This is a genomic window from Streptomyces sp. SID5643 (genome assembly GCF_009872555.1).
Classification (GTDB): domain Bacteria; phylum Actinomycetota; class Actinomycetes; order Streptomycetales; family Streptomycetaceae; genus Streptomyces; species Streptomyces iakyrus.
This window is the reverse complement of the sequence record NZ_WWIC01000100.1, coordinates 27,237-47,354: the sequence shown is the minus strand read 5'-3', so window position 1 is coordinate 47,354 and position 20,118 is coordinate 27,237. Positions and strand designations below refer to the sequence as shown.

The following is a 20,118-nucleotide window of genomic DNA, read 5'->3' as shown; positions in this document are numbered from 1 at the left end:
CCTCCCGCTCACGCCCGCCGCGGCGCCCGGCCCCGCGCCCGCCGACCCGGCCGAGGCCCTGGGGCTCACCAGCCGGGAACGGGACGTGCTGCGCCTGGTCGCCGCCGGCCACACCAATCGCCGCATCGCGCAGGAGCTGTTCATCTCACCGAAAACCGCGAGCGTCCACGTCTCCAACATCCTGGGCAAACTCGGTGTCTCCGGGCGGGGCGAGGCGGCGGCGGTGGCGCACCGGCTGGGACTGTTCCCGGCCGAGATGCTCATGCCCGGTCCGGCGGGCTGAGGCCTACGCTGGACAGGACGTCGCGGCTCCGCGGCCCAGGGAGGCTCCGTGTTCAACATGTTCGAGGAACTGTTCTCGCCCGGGCGCAAGCACACCCGCGACGAGCAGAACCGCCTGGAACTGACCCGTGAGGACGTCGGGGACGCCGACCCCGGACGCGGCCCGATAGACCTGGCGTCCGGAAAGGTCGTCGTGCGCCCCTCCGAGGAGGACACGGAGAACCCGGGCGACCAGGCCGGGACGGGCCCTACGTGACCCGCAGCTCCAGGATCCGGTCGTCCCCGTCCTTCGGGCTGCCCCGGCCGTCCGTGTTGCTGGTGACCAGCCACAGCCGGTCGCCGCCCGCCGGCACCACCGTGCGCAGCCGGCCGTACTCGCCCTCCAGGAAGGCCTGCGGCTCGGCCGAGGCCTCGGTGCCGTTCAGCGGGATGCGCCACAGCCGCTTGCCGCGCAGGCCCGCCATCCAGACCGACCCCTCGGCGTAGGCGATGCCGCTGGGGGAGGCCTCGGCCGTGGTCCACTGGTCGACCGGGTTGTGGAACTCCCCGTCGTCGGACCGGCCCTCGGCCTGCGGCCAGCCGTAGTTGTCACCCGGCTTGATCGCGTTGAGCTCGTCCCAGGTGTCCTGGCCGAACTCCGAGGCGAACAGCCGCTGCTTGCCGTCCCAGGCCAGGCCCTGCACATTGCGATGGCCGTAGGAGTACACCGGCGAGTCCGGGAACGGGTTGCCCGGCGCCGGCTCGCCCTCCGGGGTCAGGCGGAGGATCTTGCCGCCCACCGAGTCCTTGTCCTGGGACAGGCCGGTGTCGCCGCTCTCGCCCGTGCCCACGTACAGCATCCTGTCCGGGCCGAACTCGATGCGGCCGCCGTTGTGGATGAAGCCCTTGGGGATGCCCCGGAAGACCGTGTCGGGCGCGCCGAGCTGCTCGCCGGAGGGCTTCTGCTGGTCGTAGATCATGCGGACGACGCGGTTGTCGGAGGCCGAGGTGAAGTACGCGTAGACCATGCGGTCCGAGGCGTAGTCGGGGGACAGGGCGATCCCGAGGAGGCCGCCCTCGCCCGCCGCGGAGACCCCCGGTACCTCGCCCAGTTCGGTCTTCCTGCCGGTCTTCTCGTCGACCCGGACGATCGTCCCGTCGTCCCGGGAGGACACCAGCAGGCCACCGCCCGGCAGGGGAGCGAGGCCCCAGGGGGAGTCCAGCCCCTCGGCGACGGTTCGCACGACCTTCACCGAGCCCTCGGCGGGAGGTGTCTCCTCGGCGGCCCGGCGCGGCGGCGCGGACGACCCCGGTGCGCTACGGCTCGGGGAGGCGCCCTCGTCGGTGCCCGACGACCCTGGGCCGCCGGACGAACAACCGGCCGTCAGCAGGAGCGCGGCGGCGGCCAACACGGTCGGCACGACTCGACGTTGCACGATCATGGTCCCTTCGACGGGGCGGGTCCTCTCCCTGTCATACACCGCTCGCGGCTCCCAGGTTCCCGATCACGCAACGCCGAACCGGGAACACGGGGTTTGCCCGGAACGCACCGGGGCGGAACCGGGCCTCAGTCCCACGACCCCCGGGCGGGGGGCAGCTCCGCTATCTCCTTCAGATCACCGGGGCTCAGGCGCAGTGCCGCCGCGGCCGTGTTCTCCGTGACCCAGCGCTCCTGCTTCGTACCCGGGACCGGAACCACGTGCGGGCCCTGGGCCAGCACCCACGCGAGGGCGACCTGGGCGGGCGTGACGTCGGTGCCGTGCCGGCGGGCCACGCGGCGCAGTCCCGCGACGACCGGCTGGTTCGCGGCCATCATCTCGGCCGTGAAGCGGGGGTGCCGGGCGCGCGGGTCGTCCGCCTCGAAGCCCGCGCCGGGCCGCAGCCGGCCGGTCAGGAAGCCGTTGCCCAGCGGCATCGCGGCGAGGAAACCGACCCCCCGTGTCCGGCACCAGGGCAGCAGGGTCTCCAGCGCCTCCGGCGACCACACCGACAGCTCCGCCTGCACCGCACTGACCGGGAAGACCTGCTGCACCCGCTCCAGTTGCCGGATCGTACCGTCGTGCAACCGGGCCCCGGTCCGGCGGCCGGTCCGCGCCCCCACCGCGCACAGGCCCAACGCCCTCACCTTCCCGGCCCGGACGAGCTCCGCCATCGCGCCCCACGTCTCCTCGACCGGCACCTCGGGGTCGGCCCGGTGCAGCTGGTAGAGGTCGATGACGTCCGTCTGGAGCCGCCGCAGCGACGCGTCGCAGGCCCGCTTCACGTACCCGGGGCGGCCATTGGCGACGATGTGCTGGTCGCCCACGAGCAGCCCGACCTTCGTCGACACGAACGCGTCGGACCGCCGCTCCTTCAACGCCCGCCCCACCAGCAGCTCGTTGGTGAAGGGGCCGTACATGTCGGCCGTGTCCAGCAGGGACGCGCCCAGGTCGAGCGCCCGGTGCACCGCCCTGAGCGACTCGTCGCCACGCCGCCTCGACGCGCTGTAGGCCCAGCTCATCGGCATGCACCCGAGTCCGACGGCCCCCACCGCGAGCGCCGCCGCGCCGATCGTCCTGCGCTCCACCTGGTCGTGACCCTCCCTGTTCGAGCCACCCCAACCTAACCTCTGCCGTCGCACGCTCCTGACATAGCCTCCAGAGCATGACTGCTGACGTGTGGCTGCCCATCCCGCCGGACGAGATCGACGGACTCCCCGAGGGCCCGGACTACCGCTTCTGGAACGGCGGGGAGGACTTCCCCGCGGACCCGGCCGACTGCGCCTTCTACGTCGTCCCCTACATGAAGCCCAGCCCGCTGTGCGTGCGTCCCATGGGGCGCATGACCAACGTCCGGGTCGTGCAGACCCTTTCCGCCGGGACCGACCACGTGGAGCCGGGGCTCGGGCAGCTGCCCGCGGGCGTGCGGCTGTGCAACGCGCGCGGGGTGCACGAGGCCAGCACCGGCGAGCTCACCCTCGCGCTGATCCTGGCCTCGCTGCGCGGGATCCCCGACTTCGTGCGGGCGCAGGACCGGGGGGAGTGGCTCGGCGGCTTCCGGCCCGCCCTCGCCGACAAGACCGTCCTCATCGTGGGATACGGCTCGATCGGCGAGGCCATCGAGGACCGGCTCGTTCCGTTCGAGGTGGCGCGGGTGGCGCGCGTCGCGCGCTCCGAGCGCACCACGGCGCGCGGTCCGGTGCATCCGCTCACCGAACTCCCCGCGCTGCTGCCGGAGGCGGACGTCGTCATCCTGTCCACCCCGCTCAGCGAAACCACCCGCGGTCTGGCCGGAGCCGACTTTCTGTCCCGGATGAAGGACGGCGCGCTCCTGGTCAACGTCGCCCGCGGTCCCGTCGTCGACACCAAGGCCCTGCTCGCCGAGCTGGAGACCGGCCGGATCACCGCAGCCCTGGACGTCACCGACCCGGAGCCGCTGGCGCGCGAACACCCCCTGTGGCGTGCGCCGGGGGTACTCATCAGCCCGCATGTCGGCGGACCCACCTCCGCGTTCCTCCCGCGCGCCAAGCGGCTCCTGGTGGACCAGTTGAACCGTTATGTGAACCGGGAGCCGCTCCGCAACGTGATCCTTACGACGGGTGCATCAACCGGTTGAGAGACCTTTGAGTACCGTCCGCAATCCTCCGGGTGCGGTGGGTACTCATATATCTGTTGATCGTCACGGAGCGTAGAGAACCTATGTCCCTGAGTGACGAGACTGGTGTATCGTCCCGACAGGGGCAGCGCCGGGGACCGTTCCGGCGCGGGGGATGGACACTTCGGACTGTGAGGGGGGCGACAGGCGATGCACGGCCTTTGGACGAGCGATCCGACGGGGCGGGGCTGCCGGCGGCGACCCTGGCGCACGACCGCGGGCAGCCGCGGACGGCACGCCGATCACGTCGGCCACCACACCCGCCACAGCAAACGCCACGGCGGGCACCACAGCGAACACAGCCATCACCACCGCAGGCCCGGCAGCCGCAGGAGGCATGACCAGCCCGCCCGCCGGGACCCGTGGGGCCCGCAAGCGCAGCGGGCCGGGAGGGCCCGGTGAGCGCGCCCCCCACCTCCACGCTGGACGGAGCGCTGCGGGCACAGCAGCCGTCCCCCGGCGCGCTGCTGCCCCGCACGCCGGTCACCGGCCATCGGCCGGGCCTGGCCCTCCAGCTCGCCCTCGCCCTGGTCTGCGCCGGGTACGCCGCAGGGTCCGCGTTCGGCTGGGGCTCGACCGAGCTGGCCCTGATCATGGGCGACTTCGGGCTCAGCGCCGCGGCAGGCACCGCCGCCGTCTCGTGCTTCCTCTACGCCCGCAGCCGCCGCCCCGGCTTCCGGCCCGCCTGGCTGCTGTTCGGCCTCTCCTCGACCATGGCCGCCCTGGGCAATCTGGTCTGGGGGTGGTACGAGGTGGTCCTGGGACTGCCCGTGCCCAACCCCAGCTACGCCGACCTGTTCTTCCTCTGCTTCGCGCCGCCCGCGATCGTCGGACTGCTCGTGCTCGCCAAACGGCCGGTCACCAAGGCCGGCTGGGTCTGCCTCGGGCTGGACGCCTGGCTGATCGGCGGCTCGCTGCTGACGCTGGCCTGGAGCCTCGCCCTCGCCCAGGCCGCGAAGTCCGAAGGGCCGGGCGTGGCGCACACCGCGCTGTCGCTGGCGTACCCGCTGCTCGACATCGCGCTGGTCAGCATGGTCCTCGCCCTGCACTTCAGGCGGTCCGCGGTGAACCGCTCCGCGGTCAACACCGCCATCGGCGCCCTGGCGCTGACCGTGATGTGCGACGCCCTGTTCACCTCGCCGCTCATGCAGCACGACTACCGCTCCGGCCAGCTGCTCGACGCCGGCTGGTTCGCGGGCTCGCTGCTGCTGGCGTACGCCCCATGGGCCGCGCCCCGCGCGGAGGCCGACCGCCACGGCGCCGACCGGCACGGTACGGGGCACACCCGCGTGGTCCATGAGCACGTGCCGGGACAGCGCAGCGGCCCCCACCACCCCGTGCCCCTGCCGGGCGCCGACCACAGCCGGTACCCGGCCGCCCGGCCCATCGCCGGTTCCCTGGCCGCACTCACGCCCTACCTCGCGGCCGCCGTGTGCACCCTGGGGATCCTCTACAACGTCCTCAACGGCCGCAGCGTCGACCGCGTGGTCCTGCTGACCGGGGGCACCGTGGTGCTCGCGCTCGTCGTACGCCAGGGCATCATGCTGCTCGACAACATCACCCTCACCCAGGAACTGGCGCAGAAGGAGAACCACTTCCGCTCGCTGGTGCAGGGATCCAGCGACGTCATCATGATCGCCGCTCCGAGTGGAGTCCTGAGGTACGTCTCCCCGGCCGCCGCCGGGGTGTACGGCCGCCCGGCGGAGGAACTGGTGGGCACGGAACTGGCCCACCTCATCCACCCCGAGGACCTGGGCTGCGTCGTGCACGAGGTGCGCAGATTCCTCGCCGCCGACCCGGTCGAGGAACCCACCACACGCATCGAGTGCCGCTTCCGCTCGGGCGGTGGGGGCACCTCCCGGTCGAGCGAAGCCGAGAGTGAGGGAGGCTGGCTGAACGTCGAGTCGACCGTCAACCGTCATCACGGCGGCCTCATCTTCAACAGCCGCGACGTGACCGAAAGAGTGCGGCTCCAGGCCCAGTTGCAGCACAACGCCGAGCACGACCCGCTCACCGACCTGCCCAACCGCGCCCTGTTCACCAAGCGCGTCCAGCACGCCCTCTCGGGCCGCCGGGCCTCCGACCGGGGCGTGGCCCTGCGGAACACGGCCGTGCTGTTCATCGATCTCGACGGCTTCAAGGCCGTCAACGACACCATCGGGCACCAGGCCGGGGACGAACTGCTCGTCCAGGCCGCCCGCCGGCTCCAGGACTCCGTCCGGCACGGCGACACCGCGTCCCGGCTCGGCGGGGACGAGTTCGCGGCCCTGATCGCCGGGGACAACACCCGCGACCGGGACGCCCGGGAGCGGCACATCCTGGAGCTCGCCGACCGCCTCAGGACGACGCTGTCCCAGCCCTACCTCATCGACGGCAACGATGTCCGTGTCAACGCCTCCATCGGTGTGGCCTTCGCCGAGGCCGGACTCGGGGCGGGCGAACTGCTGCGCAACGCCGACCTGGCCATGTACCGGGCCAAGGCCGGCGGCAAGGGCCGTGTCGAGCTGTACAAGCCGCAGATGCAGCAGGACGTCGCCCGCAAGGCCGAGCTCGCCACCCGCCTGCGAGCCGCCCTGCACGACGGGGAGTTCGCCCTGCTGCACCAGCCGGTGGTGTCCCTGGAGGACGGCCGGATCACGTCGGTGTCCGCGCAGGCGCGCTGGCGCTCCTCGCAAGGGGTGCTCTTCACCCCGGCGGAGTTCCTGCGCGTGGCCGAGGACAGCGACAAGACCGCCGAGCTGGGCCGGTGGCTGATCGAGGAGGCCGTCGAGCAGGCCGCCGAGCGGCACGCGACCGGGCTGTCCGTGCCGGTCGTGGTGCGGATGAGCGCCCGTCGGCTGCTGGACCGGTCGATGCCGCTCGGCTCGATCGAGGCGTTGCTCACGCGGCACGGCCTGCCGTCCGGGTCGCTGCTCATCGAGCTGTCGGACGTCGACCCCAGGGTCTCGCTGGACGAGCTGGAGCGGCGCCTGGGCGCCCTGCGGCGGGTCGGCGTACGGATCGCGCTCGACGGGTTCGGCAGCGGCTACGCGGCGATCACGGCCCTGCGGCGGCTCCCCGTCGACGTCCTCAAGCTGGACCGCGGTCTGGTCGAGGGCGTCGTCGAATCGGCGCGCCTGCACAAGATCACCGGTGGGCTGCTGCGCATCGCCGGGGACCTCGGGCTGAAGTCCGTGGCCGAAGGGGTGGATCTGCCCGAGCAGGTGATCGCGCTGCGCGCGATGGGCTGCACGCACGGGCAGGGCATGGCGTTCTCCGGGCCGCTCGACGAGTACCGGCTGCGCCGGGCGCTCGCCGGCGGCCGCTATCCGGTGCCGGACGGACCGGTCGAACCGGCGTTCGCGGGCGGCGCCCCGCGGGTGTACAGCTCGGGTGTGTCCGCCGTCATCGGAGGCGGTACGGCCCTCCGCTCACATAATGAGACTCCCGTCCCACCCACTTGACAGTGAGTGCGTGCCGGGGGGAGGGTCAGTGCCATGCGCACCCGAATTCTCGTACTTGGAAAGCGCGTCGGCTGACGCTGAGCCTCGACCGCTCAGCGACTCCACCCGGCGCGCTCCCCTCGCTTGCCTTACGGCACGAGGGGTTTTTTGTTGCACAGGCACCTTTCGTGCAACAGCCGAAGACCGTACAAACCTCGCAAAAACCCTCAGCATCTGAGAAGAGAATGCCGATGACCGAGCAGGCCACCGGGGCCCACCACCCGCAGCCCCGGCCCCGATCCGGAGGACACTCCGCCCCCGAGCAGGTGACGGGCGCGCAGTCCCTCATCCGCTCTCTCGAGGAGGTCGGCGCCGACACGGTATTCGGCATTCCCGGCGGTGCGATCCTCCCGGCCTACGACCCGCTGATGGACTCCACCAGGGTGCGCCACGTCCTGGTCCGGCACGAGCAGGGCGCCGGTCACGCCGCCACCGGCTATGCGCAGGCCACCGGCAAGGTCGGCGTCTGCATGGCCACGTCCGGGCCCGGCGCCACCAACCTGGTCACGCCCATCGCCGACGCGCACATGGACTCCGTGCCGCTGGTCGCGATCACCGGCCAGGTGGCGTCCAAGGCGATCGGTACGGACGCCTTCCAGGAGGCGGACATCGTCGGCATCACCATGCCGATCACCAAGCACAACTTCCTCGTCACCAAGGCCGAGGACATCCCGCGGATCATCGCCCAGGCGTTCCACATCGCCTCCACCGGCCGCCCCGGCCCGGTCCTGGTCGACATCGCCAAGGACGCCCTCCAGGCGAAGACCACCTTCTCCTGGCCGCCCGCCATGGACCTGCCCGGCTACCGCCCGGTGACCAAGCCGCACGCCAAGCAGATCCGCGAGGCCGCCAAGCTGATCACCCAGGCCAAGCGGCCCGTGCTGTACGTCGGCGGCGGCGTGATCAAGGCCAAGGCCACCGCGGAGCTGAAGGTCCTGGCAGAGCTGACCGGCGCGCCCGTCACCACCACCCTGATGGCGCTCGGCTCGTTCCCCGACAAGCACCCGCAGCACCTGGGCATGCCCGGCATGCACGGCTCGGTGGCCGCCGTCACCGGCCTGCAGAAGGCCGACCTGATCGTCGCCCTCGGTGCCCGCTTCGACGACCGCGTCACCGGCAAGCTGGACAGCTTCGCCCCGTTCGCCAAGATCGTCCACGCGGACATCGACCCGGCCGAGATCGGCAAGAACCGCGCCGCCGACGTGCCGATCGTCGGTGACGCCCGCGAGGTCATCGCCGACCTGATCCAGGCCGTCCAGAAGGAGCACAGTGAGGGCCACCGGGGCGACTACAGCGCCTGGTGGAAGGACCTGAGCCGCTGGCGCGACACCTACCCGCTCGGCTACGACCAGCCCGACGACGGCTCGCTCTCCCCGCAGCAGGTCATCGAGCGCGTCGGACAGCTGGCCCCCGAGGGCACGATCTTCGCGGCCGGCGTCGGCCAGCACCAGATGTGGGCCGCGCACTTCATCGAGTACGACAAGCCCGGCACGTGGCTGAACTCCGGCGGCGCCGGGACGATGGGCTACGCCGTCCCGGCCGCCATGGGCGCCAAGGCCGGCGCCCCCGAGCGGGCCGTCTGGGCCATCGACGGCGACGGCTGCTTCCAGATGACCAACCAGGAGCTCACCACCTGCGCCCTGAACAACATCCCGATCAAGGTCGCCGTCATCAACAACGGCGCCCTCGGGATGGTCCGCCAGTGGCAGACCCTCTTCTACAACCAGCGGTACTCCAACACCGTCCTGCACTCCGGCCCGGACGACGTCAACCCGGAGGCCCGCGGCACCCGCGTCCCCGACTTCGTGAAGCTGTCGGAGGCCATGGGCTGCTACGCGATCCGCTGCGAGTCCCCGGACGACCTCGACAAGGTCATCGAAGAGGCGAACTCCATCAACGACCGCCCGGTCGTGGTCGACTTCATCGTCCACGAGGACGCGATGGTCTGGCCGATGGTCGCCGCCGGCACTTCCAACGACGAGATCATGGCCGCCCGGGATGTCCGCCCCGACTTCGGCGACAACGAAGACGACTGAGCGAGAGAGACGTAAAAGACCATGTCCAAGCACACGCTCTCCGTCCTGGTGGAGAACACCCCCGGCATCCTCGCCCGGATCGCCGCCCTGTTCTCCCGCCGCGGCTTCAACATCGACTCGCTCGCGGTCGGCGTCACCGAGCACCCCGACATCTCCCGCATCACCATCGTCGTCGGCGTGGAGGACCTGCCGCTGGAGCAGGTCACCAAGCAGCTCAACAAGCTCGTCAACGTGCTGAAGATCGTCGAGCTGGAGCCGTCGCAGGCGGTGCAGCGCGAACTCGTCCTGGTGAAGGTGCGCGCCGACAACGAGACGCGCTCCCAGATCGTCGAGATCGTCCAGCTGTTCCGCGCCAAGACCGTCGACGTCTCCCCGGAGGCCGTGACCATCGAGGCCACCGGATCCGGCGAGAAGCTGACCGCGATGCTCAAGATGCTGGAGCCGTACGGCATCAAGGAGCTCGTCCAGTCCGGCACGATCGCGATCGGCCGTGGCGCCCGTTCCATCACGGACCGGTCGCTGCGCGCCCTGGACCGGTCGGCATAAGACCCGGGACGGGCGGTCGGCGCGCCGTCGGCCGCCCGTATTCCGAGACCCTCAGACTTCCCTTCCGCCCCCCGTCATACGGTGGGACGCAACACCTGCACTCCCGAGGAGAGAACCCAAAGTGGCCGAGCTGTTCTACGACGCCGACGCCGACCTGTCCATCATCCAGGGCCGCAAGGTCGCGGTCATCGGGTACGGCAGCCAGGGCCACGCCCACGCGCTGTCGCTCCGTGACTCGGGTGTCGACGTCCGCGTCGGTCTGCACGAGGGCTCCAAGTCCAAGGCCAAGGCCGAGGAGCAGGGCCTGCGCGTGGTGAGCCCGTCGGAGGCCGCCGCCGAGGCCGACGTCATCATGATCCTCGTCCCGGACCCCATCCAGGCCCAGGTCTACGAGGAGCACATCGCCCCGAACCTGAACGACGGCGACGCCCTGTTCTTCGGCCACGGCCTGAACATCCGCTACGGCTTCATCAAGCCCCCGGCCGGTGTCGACGTCTGCATGGTCGCCCCGAAGGGCCCGGGCCACCTGGTCCGCCGCCAGTACGAGGAGGGCCGCGGCGTTCCGTGCATCGCCGCCGTTGAGCAGGACGCCACGGGCAACGCCTTCGCGCTGGCCCTGTCGTACGCGAAGGGCATCGGCGGCACCCGCGCCGGCGTCATCAAGACGACCTTCACCGAGGAGACCGAGACCGACCTGTTCGGTGAGCAGGCCGTCCTGTGCGGTGGCACCGCGGCGCTGGTCAAGGCGGGCTTCGAGACGCTGACCGAGGCCGGCTACCAGCCGGAGATCGCCTACTTCGAGTGCCTGCACGAGCTGAAGCTGATCGTGGACCTCATGTACGAGGGCGGCCTGGAGAAGATGCGCTGGTCGATCTCCGAGACCGCCGAGTGGGGCGACTACGTCACCGGCCCGCGGATCATCACGGACGCCACCAAGGCCGAGATGAAGAAGGTCCTCGCCGAGATCCAGGACGGCACCTTCGCGCAGCAGTGGATGGACGAGTACCACGGCGGCCTGAAGAAGTACGGCGAGTACAAGAAGCAGGACTCCGAGCACCTGCTGGAGACCACCGGCAAGGAGCTGCGCAAGCTCATGAGCTGGGTCGACGAGGAGGCGTAAGCCTCACGGCCGAGGGGCCGGAGCATCCCGCTCCGGCCCCTTCGGTGAACCCGGGGTAACGTCGGTGGTACGGCGTTGTCCATCCCGTCCGGCCACGGACGGGTGATCCTTCCGCAGCGGCACAGGACGACGCCCCGTGCGCCACTAGACTGCTGCACACATACATACGCGTCAGGCCCACAGCGTCGTGCGTCTTCCACGCGGCAAGCATCCCTCCACCGCCTGCGGCCGTCGGGACGGCCGTCCGCAGCACTGGACTTGTGAGGACTCACGTGAGCTCGAAACCCGTCGTACTCATCGCTGAAGAGCTGTCGCCCGCCACCGTCGACGCGCTGGGCCCGGACTTCGAGATCCGGCACTGCAACGGCGCGGACCGGGCCGAGCTGCTCCCGGCCATCGCCGACGTGGACGCGATCCTGGTCCGTTCGGCCACCAAGGTCGACGCCGAGGCGATCGCCGCCGCGAACAAGCTGAAGGTCGTCGCACGAGCCGGCGTCGGCCTGGACAACGTGGACGTCTCCGCCGCCACCAAGGCCGGCGTGATGGTCGTCAACGCCCCCACCTCCAACATCGTGACCGCCGCCGAGCTGGCCTGCGGTCTCCTCGTCGCCACCGCCCGCAACATCCCGCAGGCCAACGCCGCGCTGAAGAACGGCGAGTGGAAGCGCAGCAAGTACACCGGCGTCGAGCTGGCCGAGAAGACCCTCGGCGTCGTCGGCCTCGGCCGCATCGGCGCGCTCGTCGCGCAGCGCATGTCGGCCTTCGGCATGAAGGTCGTCGCCTACGACCCCTACGTGCAGCCCGCGCGCGCCGCCCAGATGGGCGTCAAGGTGCTGTCGCTGGACGAGCTGCTGGAGGTCTCCGACTTCATCACCGTCCACCTCCCCAAGACCCCCGAGACCCTCGGCCTGATCGGCGACGAGGCGCTGCGCAAGGTCAAGCCGAGCGTGCGCATCGTCAACGCCGCGCGCGGCGGGATCGTCGACGAGGAGGCGCTGTACTCGGCGCTGAAGGAGGGCCGGGTCGCCGGCGCCGGTCTCGACGTGTACGCGAAGGAGCCCTGCACGGACTCCCCGCTCTTCGAGTTCGACCAGGTCGTCGCCACCCCGCACCTCGGTGCCTCCACCGACGAGGCGCAGGAGAAGGCCGGTATCGCGGTGGCCCGCTCGGTGCGCCTCGCCCTCGCCGGTGAGCTCGTGCCGGACGCGGTGAACGTGCAGGGCGGCGTCATCGCCGAGGACGTCAAGCCGGGTCTGCCGCTCGCCGAGCGCCTGGGCCGGATCTTCACCGCGCTCGCCGGTGAGGTCGCGGTCCGCCTCGACGTCGAGGTGTACGGCGAGATCACCCAGCACGACGTGAAGGTGCTGGAGCTGTCCGCGCTCAAGGGCGTCTTCGAGGACGTCGTCGACGAGACGGTGTCCTACGTCAACGCCCCGCTGTTCGCGCAGGAGCGTGGTGTCGAGGTACGCCTCACCACCAGCTCCGAGGCGACCGAGCACCGCAACGTCGTCACGGTGCGCGGCACCCTCGCCGACGGCGAGGAGGTGTCCGTGTCCGGCACGCTGGCCGGCCCGAAGCACCTCCAGAAGATCGTCGCCGTCGGTGACTACGACGTGGACCTCGCGCTCGCCGACCACATGATCGTGCTGAAGTACGAGGACCGTCCCGGTGTGGTCGGCACGGTGGGCCGCATCCTCGGTGAGGCGGGCCTCAACATCGCCGGCATGCAGGTGTCGCGGTCCGTGGCCGGCGGCGAGGCGCTGGCCGTGCTGACCGTGGACGACACGGTGACCGCGACGGTGCTGGCCGAGGTGGCCGCGGAGATCGGCGCGACCTCGGCCCGGTCGGTGAACCTGGCCTGACCCCCCCCCGGGGTTCCGCCCCTGGACCTCAGACGCCGGACGAGCTGAGCTGATCAGCGCGTCCGGCGTCGTCCGTTGCACGGACCCGCCGCAGGGTCACCGCCGCCGCTGCCGCCGCCACGGCCATCAGCACCGTCCCCGTGACCGCGGCCGCGTGCATGCCGCTCGTGAAGGCCTCCCGCGCCGCCGTTGCCAGGGCGTCCCCCGCGCGCCCCGGCATCCGGCCGGCCACCGCCAGGGCGCCGCCCAGGGTCTCCTGGGCCGCGGCGGGTGCCGAGGCGGGGATCTCGTGGCGGTAGACGGCCGTGCCGATGGAGCCGAGGAACGCCATGCTGAGCGCGCCGCCGAACTCCGTGCCGGTCTCCATCAGGGACGAGGCGGCACCCGCCTTCTCCACCGGAGTGGCGCTCAGGGCCAGGTCGACCACCAGGGACATGACGGTGACGACGCCGCAGGCCAGGACGCCGCAGGCGGCCAGCAGCAGCCAGAGGGAATCCGTCCCGGTCAGGGCCAGCAGCACATAGCCGGACGCGGTGACCGCGAAGCCGCCGCCGACGACGTACCCCCGGGGCACGCCCCGCTGCACCAGCTGGGCGCTGACCGGAGCCGCCAGGCCGATGGGCACCGACGGCAGCAGGCTCCACAGCGCCGCCTCCAGCGGGCTGTTGTCCAGGACCGACTGGATGTACTGGGTCGTGAAGTACGCCGAGCCCATCATGCCGAAGGCCGCCACCAGGTTGAGGGCCATGGCCGGGCTGAAGCCGGGGCGACGGAACAGCTCCGGTGAGATGAGCGGGGACACCGCCGTGCGCTGACGGTGCACGAACAGCGCGGCGAAGAGCAATCCGGCCGACACCGACAGCGCGTACCGCACGTTCCAGCCCTGTGAGGCGAGCTCCTTCAGGCCGTAGATCACGGGGAGCACCGCGGCCATGGACAGCGGGACGCTCAGCCAGTCGAAGCGGCCGGGGTGCGGGTTCCTGGACTCCGGCAGGAGGAGCGGGCCGAGGACGAGGAGCATCACCATCGCGGGCAGGTTCACCAGGAAGACCGACCCCCACCAGAAGTGCTCGACCAGGACGCCGCTCAGCACCGAGCCGAGGGCGATGCCGGCCGTCATCACACCCGACCACAGGCCGATGGCCTTCGCGCGCTGCCCGGGGTCGGTGAACATCGTGCGGACCAGCGCCATCGTGCTGGGCATCAGCGTCGCGCCGCCGAGGCCCAGCAGGGCGCGGGCCGCGATCAGCGTCTCGGCGCTGTTCGCGTAGGCCGCCACCAGGGACGCCGTGCCGAAGGCGGCGGCGCCGATCAGCAGGAGCCTGCGGCGGCCGATGCGGTCGCCGAGCGCGCCCATCGTCATCAGCAGACCCGCCAGCACGAAACCGTAGATGTCGAAGATCCACAGCTGCTCGGTGGCGCTGGGTTCCAGATCGGCGCTGATCGCCGGGATCGCGAAGTAGAGGACCGAGACGTCCATCGAGACCAGCAGCAGCGGCAGCATCAGCACGCCCAGGGCGGACCACTCGCGACGGCCCGCGCGGGCCGGGGGGTGGGGTGTCGTCGTCATGAGCAGACTGTACGAGCGTATTAAACGCGTGTCTAGTACGGGCGTTTAATACGTCCGTCTGGATACCGGGGTAGGGTGGCGTGCCATGGGACACCGTGAGGATCTGCTGGAAGGCGCCAAGCGCTGCCTGCTGGCGAAGGGCTTCCTGCGCACGACCGCGCGCGACATCGTCAAGGAGTCGGGGACCAACCTGGCGTCCATCGGCTACCACTACGGCTCCAAGGACGCTCTGCTGGCGCGGGCGTACGTCGAGATGGTGGAGGGCATGTCCGACGCCTTCGAGGGCGGCGGCGAACTGCCGGGCGAGCCGGGGTCGTTGGAGCGTTTCACCGAGGTGTGGGCGAACATCATCGGGACCATGCGGGAGCCCGGCTCGCTCTGGCGGCTCAGCATGGAGATCGTCGCCATGGGGGACCAGCTGCCGGAGGTGCGGGAGCATCTGGCGCGGGCCCAGCGCGAGGGGGCGCGCGGGATCGTCACGCTCTTCCACGGCGGACGCGAGGAGGACGTCCCCGAGGAGCGGGTGGACACCCTCGGCTACTTCTACCTCACCCTGATGATGGGGCTCATGGCGCAGTGGACCTTCGACCCCGAGAGCGCACCCGAGGCCGGTCAGCTCGCCGAGGGGCTCCGCCAGGCGATCGAGGGCGCTACCCGGACGTGACGCGCCCCTCGCGCATCTCGACGACCCGGTCCGCGAAGTGCCGTACGACCGCCCGGTCGTGGCAGATGAACAGGTAGCCCAGGCCAAGGTCGTCCTGGAGGTCGGCGAGCAGGTTCAGCACGCCCGCCCGCACCGACGGGTCGAGGGACGACACCGGCTCGTCCAGGACCAGCAGGCGCGGGTCGGAGGCGAGGGCGCGGGCGATGCCGGCCCGCTGGCACTGGCCGCCGGAGAGTTCGTGCGGCCGGCGGTCCCCGTACGCGGGGCCGAGGCCGACCCGGTCGAGGAGTTCGGCGACCCGGGCGGGGCCGTCGACGGGATGCCAGCGGCCCTGGACCTTCAGGGGTTCGGCGATGGCGTCCCGGATGCGGTGGCGGGGGCTGAGGGTGCCGTAGGGATCCTGGAAGACCGGTTGCAGGCGGGGGCGCAGCGGACGCAGCTCGCGGTCGGAGAGGCTCGTCAACTCCCGTCCCTCGAAACGCACCTGGCCCGCAACCGGGCGGCGCAGCTGGAGCACCGCCAGGGCCGTGGAGGACTTGCCGCAGCCGGACGGGCCGTTCAGGGCCAGGGTCTCGCCGGCGGCCAGCGAGAAGGAGACGCCGTCGACGGCGGTGACCGGGCCGTAGCGGACGACCAGGTCCCGGACGTCCAGCAGAAGGTCGTCGGTCATGCGGTCTGGGGCTCCTTCAGGAACAACGCGTCGGCGGGATGGGGGAGTTCCTCGGCGCGGTGGCAGGCGAGCAGGCGTCCGTCCAGCTCCCGGGGCTCCGGTTGCGCCGTGTGGCAGGCGTCCGCAGCGAGCGGGCAGCGCGGGGCGAAGGCGCAGCCCGGCGGGAGTGCGCCCGGGGCGGGCGGGGTCCCCCGCAGGGCTGGCAGACGCCGGCCGGGCAGCGCGTTGCGGGGGAGCGATGCCAGCAGGCCGGCCGTGTAGGGGGCACGGGGGCGGGCCAGCACCTCGTGCGCCGCGCCCAGTTCGGTGAGGCGCCCTGCGTACATGACCAGCACGCGGTCCGCGTGGCCGCCGACGACGTCCATGTCGTGCGTCACCAGGACCAGTGCGGCCCCGACGGCTTCCCGCTGCTCCGCCAGCAGCCGCAGCACCTGGTCGCGCCGCTCCTCGTCGAGAGCGGTGGTGGGCTCGTCGGCGACGACGACGTCCGGTTCGTTGATCGTCGCCATGGCGATCACCGCGCGCTGCCGCATGCCGCCGGAGTACTCGTGCGGATAAGCCCGCGCCCGGCGTGCCGCGTCCGGGATGCCGACCCGGTCCAGGGCGGCGACCGCCCGGGCCCGCGCCTCCTTGCGGGACACCCGGGCCACCGACCGGACGGCGGCGGCCAGTTGGTCGCCCACCGGGTGCACCGGGGAGAGCGCGGACAGGGCGTCCTGCGGGACCAGGGAGATGCGCCGGCCGCGGTGGGCCGAGAGGTCCGGGCGGATCGTCCCGCTGGTCGTCGCGGAGCGCGGGAGCATGCCGAGCAGGGCGCGGGCCGTGAGGGACTTGCCCGCTCCCGACTCACCGACGACGGCCAGCACCTCGCGCGGGCGGACGTCGAAGGACACGCCGCGCACGGCCTCGACCCCGTCGAAGGCGATCCGCAGCTCGCGCACCGACAGCAGGGGCTCAGACTCCAACGGGGGCCTCCTTCGTGACCGGAGCCGGGGTGGCGCGCCGTGTCCTGCGGCCCCGCGCGAGCGAGGCACCCGACACCGCCAGACCGGCCAGCAGGGCCAGCGCCACCGCCGGGGCGAGGGCCGCCCACGGGGCGCGTTCCACATAGGCGCGGGACTCGTCGAGCAGCAGACCCCACTCGGGAGCGGGTGGCTGAGCGCCCAGACCGAGGAAGCCCAGTGACGCCAGGGCCAGGGCGATGCCCGGCAGCCGCAGCAGCGCGTGCCGGGCGACCGGGGCGGCCACGGACGGCAGGACGTGCCGGGTGAGGATCCACAACGGGCTCGCCCCGATGGCCCGTTGGGCGGTGAGGAACGCCGACGCGCGCACCTCCTGCACCAGGGCCGCCGCGTGTGCGGACAGCGCCGGCCAGGAGATGAGCGCGACCGCGAGGGCCGCACCGCCGGTGCCGGGCCCGACGACCGCCGCGACGAGGATGCCGACGATCACCGGGGGCAGGGCGTTGGCGATGTCCGCCGCGCCCTCCGCGATCCGCGGCAGGAACCCCAGCGCGAGCGCGACCAGCAGGCTCAGCAGGCAGACGGCCGCCGCCGTACCCACCGTGGAGGCGGCGCCGTGGCCGAGCCGGGCGAGCACGTCACGGCCGAGGCCGTCGGTGCCGAGCGGGTGGCTCCACGAGGGCGCGGCCAGCCTGGCCGTGGTGTTCACCGCGTACGGGTCCCGCAGCAGGCCCCAGCCGATGGTCACGGCCAGGACGGCGAACAGCGTCACCGGCACCGCGGGACGGGCCCGTACCGGCTGGACCGGGGGCAGGGCCAGCGAGGCGTCCCGCAGGGCCGGGCCCAGCAACCGCCGCCGCGCGAACGCCGCCAGCGCGCCGGTGGCCAGGCCGAGCGCGAGCAGCGCCAGCACCGCGCCCTGGAGCAGCGGGAGGTCCTGCGACTTGGCCGCGCCGAGCGCGGTACGGCCGATGCCCGGCACGGCGAAGACCGTCTCCACGGCGACCGCGCCACCGGTGAGCCCGACGGCGACCATGCCGAACTGCGGGACCAGCGGCGGCAGGGCGCGGCGCAGCGCGGCCGCGGCGATGCCCGGCCGGCTCACCCCGGCGCCCCGCCACAGCTCCACCCACCGCTCGTCGAACACGGCGGGCAGTGCGTCCGCGACCAGCCGGCCGAGCAGGCCGCCCGCGGGGACGCCGAGGGCCACGGCGGGCAGGACCATGTTCTCCGGTCCCACCCAGCCCGAGGTCGGCAGCCATCCCAGCCACACCCCGAACACCAGCAGCACGACCGTGGCCAGCAGGAACTCGGGCACGGCGGCCAGCATCGCGGCCCACGCCCCGGCCGAGGCCCGGCCCCGCACCAGCACCGGCGCGACCAGCGCGCACGCCAGCAGTACCGCGACACCGAGCGAGGCGCCCATCAGCGCCAGCGACACCTGGAGCCCGGAGACCACGGAGGGCAGGACCTCGGTGCCCGACACCCAGGAGGTGCCGAGGTCGCCGCGCAGCAGGTCGGAGGTCCAGCCGCCCAGCAGGGACAGTGGTCCGGCGTCCAGACCGAGGTCGCGCCGCACGGCCTCCAGAGCTTCCTCGGTGGGGTCCTGCTCGGCGGAGCGGGCGCGCAGCACGGCCAGCGCCGGGTCCCGGCCGGAGAGCCAGGGCAGCAGGCCGACGGCGGCCAGGACGGCGATCAGGCAGCACAGGCGGGTCAGCGCGGCGGCACCGGCCAACCGCCGTATCCGTGATCTCACTTGACGTAGGTGTCCGCCGTGACGAGCTCCCGCTCCCGCGGGTCGTGGGCGGCGCCGGTGACGCCCGCGGCGTCGCCCTGGATCACCCGCTCGTGCAGCATCGGCACGGCCGCGTCGGTACCGAGCACGGCGGCCTCGGCGGCGATGACGGCGGCCCGGCGCGGGTCACCGGTCCTGGTCTCGCCGGCCTTCTTCAGGGCCTTGTCGACGGCCGGGTCGGCGAGCTGGGCCAGGTTGAAGGAGCCGTCGGAGGCGAAGTCGCTGTAGAGGTAGGCGGCGGGGTCGCCGGAGTCGAGGACGGTGGCGCGGGAGAGGATGAACGCGTCGAACTCGCCCGCCAGCGCGTCGGACTCGATGTTGGCGTACTCGCGCACGTCGAGCTTCACCTTGAACCCCGCCTTCTGCAACTGCTGTTGCAGTGCCGCGGCGACCTCGGGCAGCTCGGCGCGGTCGGTGAAGGTGCCGATGGTGATCGTCCGGCCGGCCGGGTCGCCCGCCGCGGCCCGCCGCACCGGCTTGCGCAGCTCCGCCGCCCATGGCAGGGCGGGGCCGAGCAGCCCCTCGGCGACGTCGGCGCGCCCCTCGTACACGCCCTTCACGATCGACTCGGCGTCGATCGCCGCACGGGCCGCCGCCCGCAGCCCGGCGTCCTTGAAGACGCCCTTCTCGGTGTTGAGGTAGAGGGTGTTGGTGCGCGGCATGGGCACCTCGGTGATCAGGTCCTGGTCCAGGACCGCCGCCTGCGAGACCGGGACCGCCTCGACGATGTCGGCCTCGCCACTGCGCAGGGAGGCCGCGCGGGCGGTGCCGTCGGGCACGAACCGCACGTCGATCCCGGGGGCCTTGGCCTTCTTCCCCCAGTAGCGGTCGTAGCGGTCCAGGGCGGCGGAGGTGGTGCCGTTGACCTCAGTGAGCTCGAAGGGCCCGGTGCCCGCGCCGACGGGGTCGACCGTCTTCCCCCGGTAGGCCTTGGCGGCCAGGATCGACAGCTGCGGAGAGCTGAGCCGCTGCGGGACCAGCGGGTCCTCGGTGGCGGTGGTGACGGTGACCTCGTCGCCGTCGGCCTTCGCGGTCAGGTCCACGCCGTCGAGGATGCGGGGCTTGGGAGAGGCCCCGGCGGCCCTGGTGAGCGAGTTGACGACGGCTTCGGCGGTGAGCTTCGTGCCGTCGTGGAAGGTGACGCCGTCGCGCAGGGTGAAGGTCCAGGTCCTGCCGGACTGCTTCCACCCGGTGGCGAGCGCCGGCTCGGCGTCGCCGTCGGCGTCCAGCTTGACCAGGGTCTCCGCCGTCGACCAGCGCGACAGTTTGAAGGCGTCGTCCGACAGCGGCGACAGGGCCGAGCGGGGCGGCTGCATCATGGCGACGCGTATGCGCTTCCCTCCCGGCCCGGAGTCGTCCGTGGCCGACTGCCCGCCGGCGAAGCAGCCGGTGAGCAGGGCGGAGGCCGCGGTCAGGGCGGTGAGGGGGATGAGACGAGCGGGGACGCGCACGGGACACCTCGGTCAAGGCATGGGCAAGCGAAGGTCAATGGTTGAATGCGCCACGACCGTAGCACG

At 72.2% G+C, this 20,118-nt stretch carries 16 protein-coding genes; 9 read left to right on the top strand and 7 right to left on the bottom strand.

The genetic code is table 11. The annotated features are described in order from the left end of the window. Together GTY56_RS12590 and GTY56_RS12585 are read left to right on the top strand one after the other, a co-directional pair. The coding region (locus tag GTY56_RS12590) for a helix-turn-helix domain-containing protein (RefSeq protein WP_161365253.1) at nucleotides 1-283 on the top strand (283 nt) is incomplete at its 5' end. 48 nt (nucleotides 284-331) lie between these two features. Further along, complete coding sequence (locus tag GTY56_RS12585) at nucleotides 332-538, top strand: DUF6191 domain-containing protein (protein WP_161365251.1); 207 nt, start codon at nucleotides 332-334, stop codon at nucleotides 536-538. Here the strand turns inward: GTY56_RS12585 and GTY56_RS12580 are convergent. Together GTY56_RS12580 and GTY56_RS12575 are read right to left on the bottom strand one after the other, a co-directional pair. Further along, the gene (locus GTY56_RS12580; protein WP_202510071.1) at nucleotides 531-1,703 is read right to left on the bottom strand and encodes a PQQ-dependent sugar dehydrogenase; all 1,173 of its coding nucleotides are present in this window, start codon (nucleotides 1,701-1,703) and stop codon (nucleotides 531-533) included. The genes GTY56_RS12585 and GTY56_RS12580 overlap by 8 nt on opposite strands. Before the next feature lie 125 nt (nucleotides 1,704-1,828). Continuing rightward, nucleotides 1,829-2,827: an aldo/keto reductase gene (locus GTY56_RS12575; RefSeq protein ID WP_161365247.1), complete on the bottom strand. Its 999-nt coding sequence runs from the start codon at nucleotides 2,825-2,827 to the stop codon at nucleotides 1,829-1,831. A gap of 77 nt (nucleotides 2,828-2,904) precedes the next feature. Between GTY56_RS12575 and GTY56_RS12570 the strand changes: the two genes are divergently transcribed. The 6 genes from GTY56_RS12570 (at nucleotide 2,905) to serA (ending at nucleotide 12,940) form a co-directional block, all read left to right on the top strand. After that, nucleotides 2,905-3,855: a 2-hydroxyacid dehydrogenase gene (locus GTY56_RS12570; RefSeq protein WP_202510070.1), complete on the top strand. Its 951-nt coding sequence runs from the start codon at nucleotides 2,905-2,907 to the stop codon at nucleotides 3,853-3,855. A gap of 437 nt (nucleotides 3,856-4,292) precedes the next feature. Next, a complete protein-coding gene (locus GTY56_RS12565; protein WP_161365245.1) occupies nucleotides 4,293-7,337 on the top strand; it encodes an EAL domain-containing protein in 3,045 nt (1,014 codons plus the stop codon). Nucleotides 7,338-7,561: 224 nt separating this feature from the next. Further along, nucleotides 7,562-9,412 carry an acetolactate synthase large subunit gene (locus tag GTY56_RS12560; protein ID WP_161365243.1) on the top strand — a complete coding sequence of 617 codons (1,851 nt, stop codon included), beginning with the start codon at nucleotides 7,562-7,564 and terminating at the stop codon, nucleotides 9,410-9,412. A 21-nt stretch (nucleotides 9,413-9,433) separates the two neighbouring features. Then, entirely contained in the window at nucleotides 9,434-9,958 is a 525-nt protein-coding gene (gene ilvN, locus GTY56_RS12555; RefSeq protein WP_003993148.1) for an acetolactate synthase small subunit, read from the top strand. A gap of 121 nt (nucleotides 9,959-10,079) precedes the next feature. After that, nucleotides 10,080-11,078, top strand: a complete 999-nt coding sequence (ilvC, locus tag GTY56_RS12550) for a ketol-acid reductoisomerase (RefSeq protein ID WP_161365241.1) — start codon at nucleotides 10,080-10,082, stop codon at nucleotides 11,076-11,078. Nucleotides 11,079-11,350: 272 nt separating this feature from the next. Continuing rightward, nucleotides 11,351-12,940: a phosphoglycerate dehydrogenase gene (gene serA / locus GTY56_RS12545; protein WP_033313244.1), complete on the top strand. Its 1,590-nt coding sequence runs from the start codon at nucleotides 11,351-11,353 to the stop codon at nucleotides 12,938-12,940. A 28-nt stretch (nucleotides 12,941-12,968) separates the two neighbouring features. Here serA and GTY56_RS12540 read toward each other — a convergent pair whose 3' ends face one another. Next, the gene (locus tag GTY56_RS12540; protein WP_161365239.1) at nucleotides 12,969-14,510 is read right to left on the bottom strand and encodes an MFS transporter; all 1,542 of its coding nucleotides are present in this window, start codon (nucleotides 14,508-14,510) and stop codon (nucleotides 12,969-12,971) included. An 85-nt stretch (nucleotides 14,511-14,595) separates the two neighbouring features. Here GTY56_RS12540 and GTY56_RS12535 point away from each other — a divergent pair, with 85 nt between their 5' ends. Continuing rightward, the gene (locus GTY56_RS12535; protein WP_161365236.1) at nucleotides 14,596-15,174 is read left to right on the top strand and encodes a TetR/AcrR family transcriptional regulator; all 579 of its coding nucleotides are present in this window, start codon (nucleotides 14,596-14,598) and stop codon (nucleotides 15,172-15,174) included. On the opposite strand, the gene GTY56_RS12530 is transcribed toward GTY56_RS12535, so the two are convergent. Genes GTY56_RS12530 through GTY56_RS12515 form a run of 4 tightly spaced genes read right to left on the bottom strand, consistent with a single transcriptional unit; the run spans nucleotide 15,161 to nucleotide 20,052 of the window. Then, the gene (locus GTY56_RS12530) at nucleotides 15,161-15,844 is read right to left on the bottom strand and encodes an ATP-binding cassette domain-containing protein (RefSeq protein ID WP_161365234.1); all 684 of its coding nucleotides are present in this window, start codon (nucleotides 15,842-15,844) and stop codon (nucleotides 15,161-15,163) included. The two genes, GTY56_RS12535 and GTY56_RS12530, sit on opposite strands and share 14 nt — an antisense overlap. Continuing rightward, a complete protein-coding gene (locus GTY56_RS12525; RefSeq protein WP_161365232.1) occupies nucleotides 15,841-16,809 on the bottom strand; it encodes an ABC transporter ATP-binding protein in 969 nt (322 codons plus the stop codon). The genes GTY56_RS12530 and GTY56_RS12525 overlap by 4 nt, the downstream gene beginning before the upstream one ends. Beyond that, on the bottom strand, nucleotides 16,799-18,562 hold the full coding sequence (locus GTY56_RS12520) for an ABC transporter permease subunit (protein ID WP_346345471.1): 1,764 nt from the start codon (nucleotides 18,560-18,562) through the stop codon (nucleotides 16,799-16,801). The genes GTY56_RS12525 and GTY56_RS12520 overlap by 11 nt, the downstream gene beginning before the upstream one ends. After that, entirely contained in the window at nucleotides 18,559-20,052 is a 1,494-nt protein-coding gene (locus GTY56_RS12515; protein WP_161365231.1) for an ABC transporter substrate-binding protein, read from the bottom strand. The genes GTY56_RS12520 and GTY56_RS12515 overlap by 4 nt, the downstream gene beginning before the upstream one ends. Between the last annotated feature and the right edge of the window lie 66 nt (nucleotides 20,053-20,118).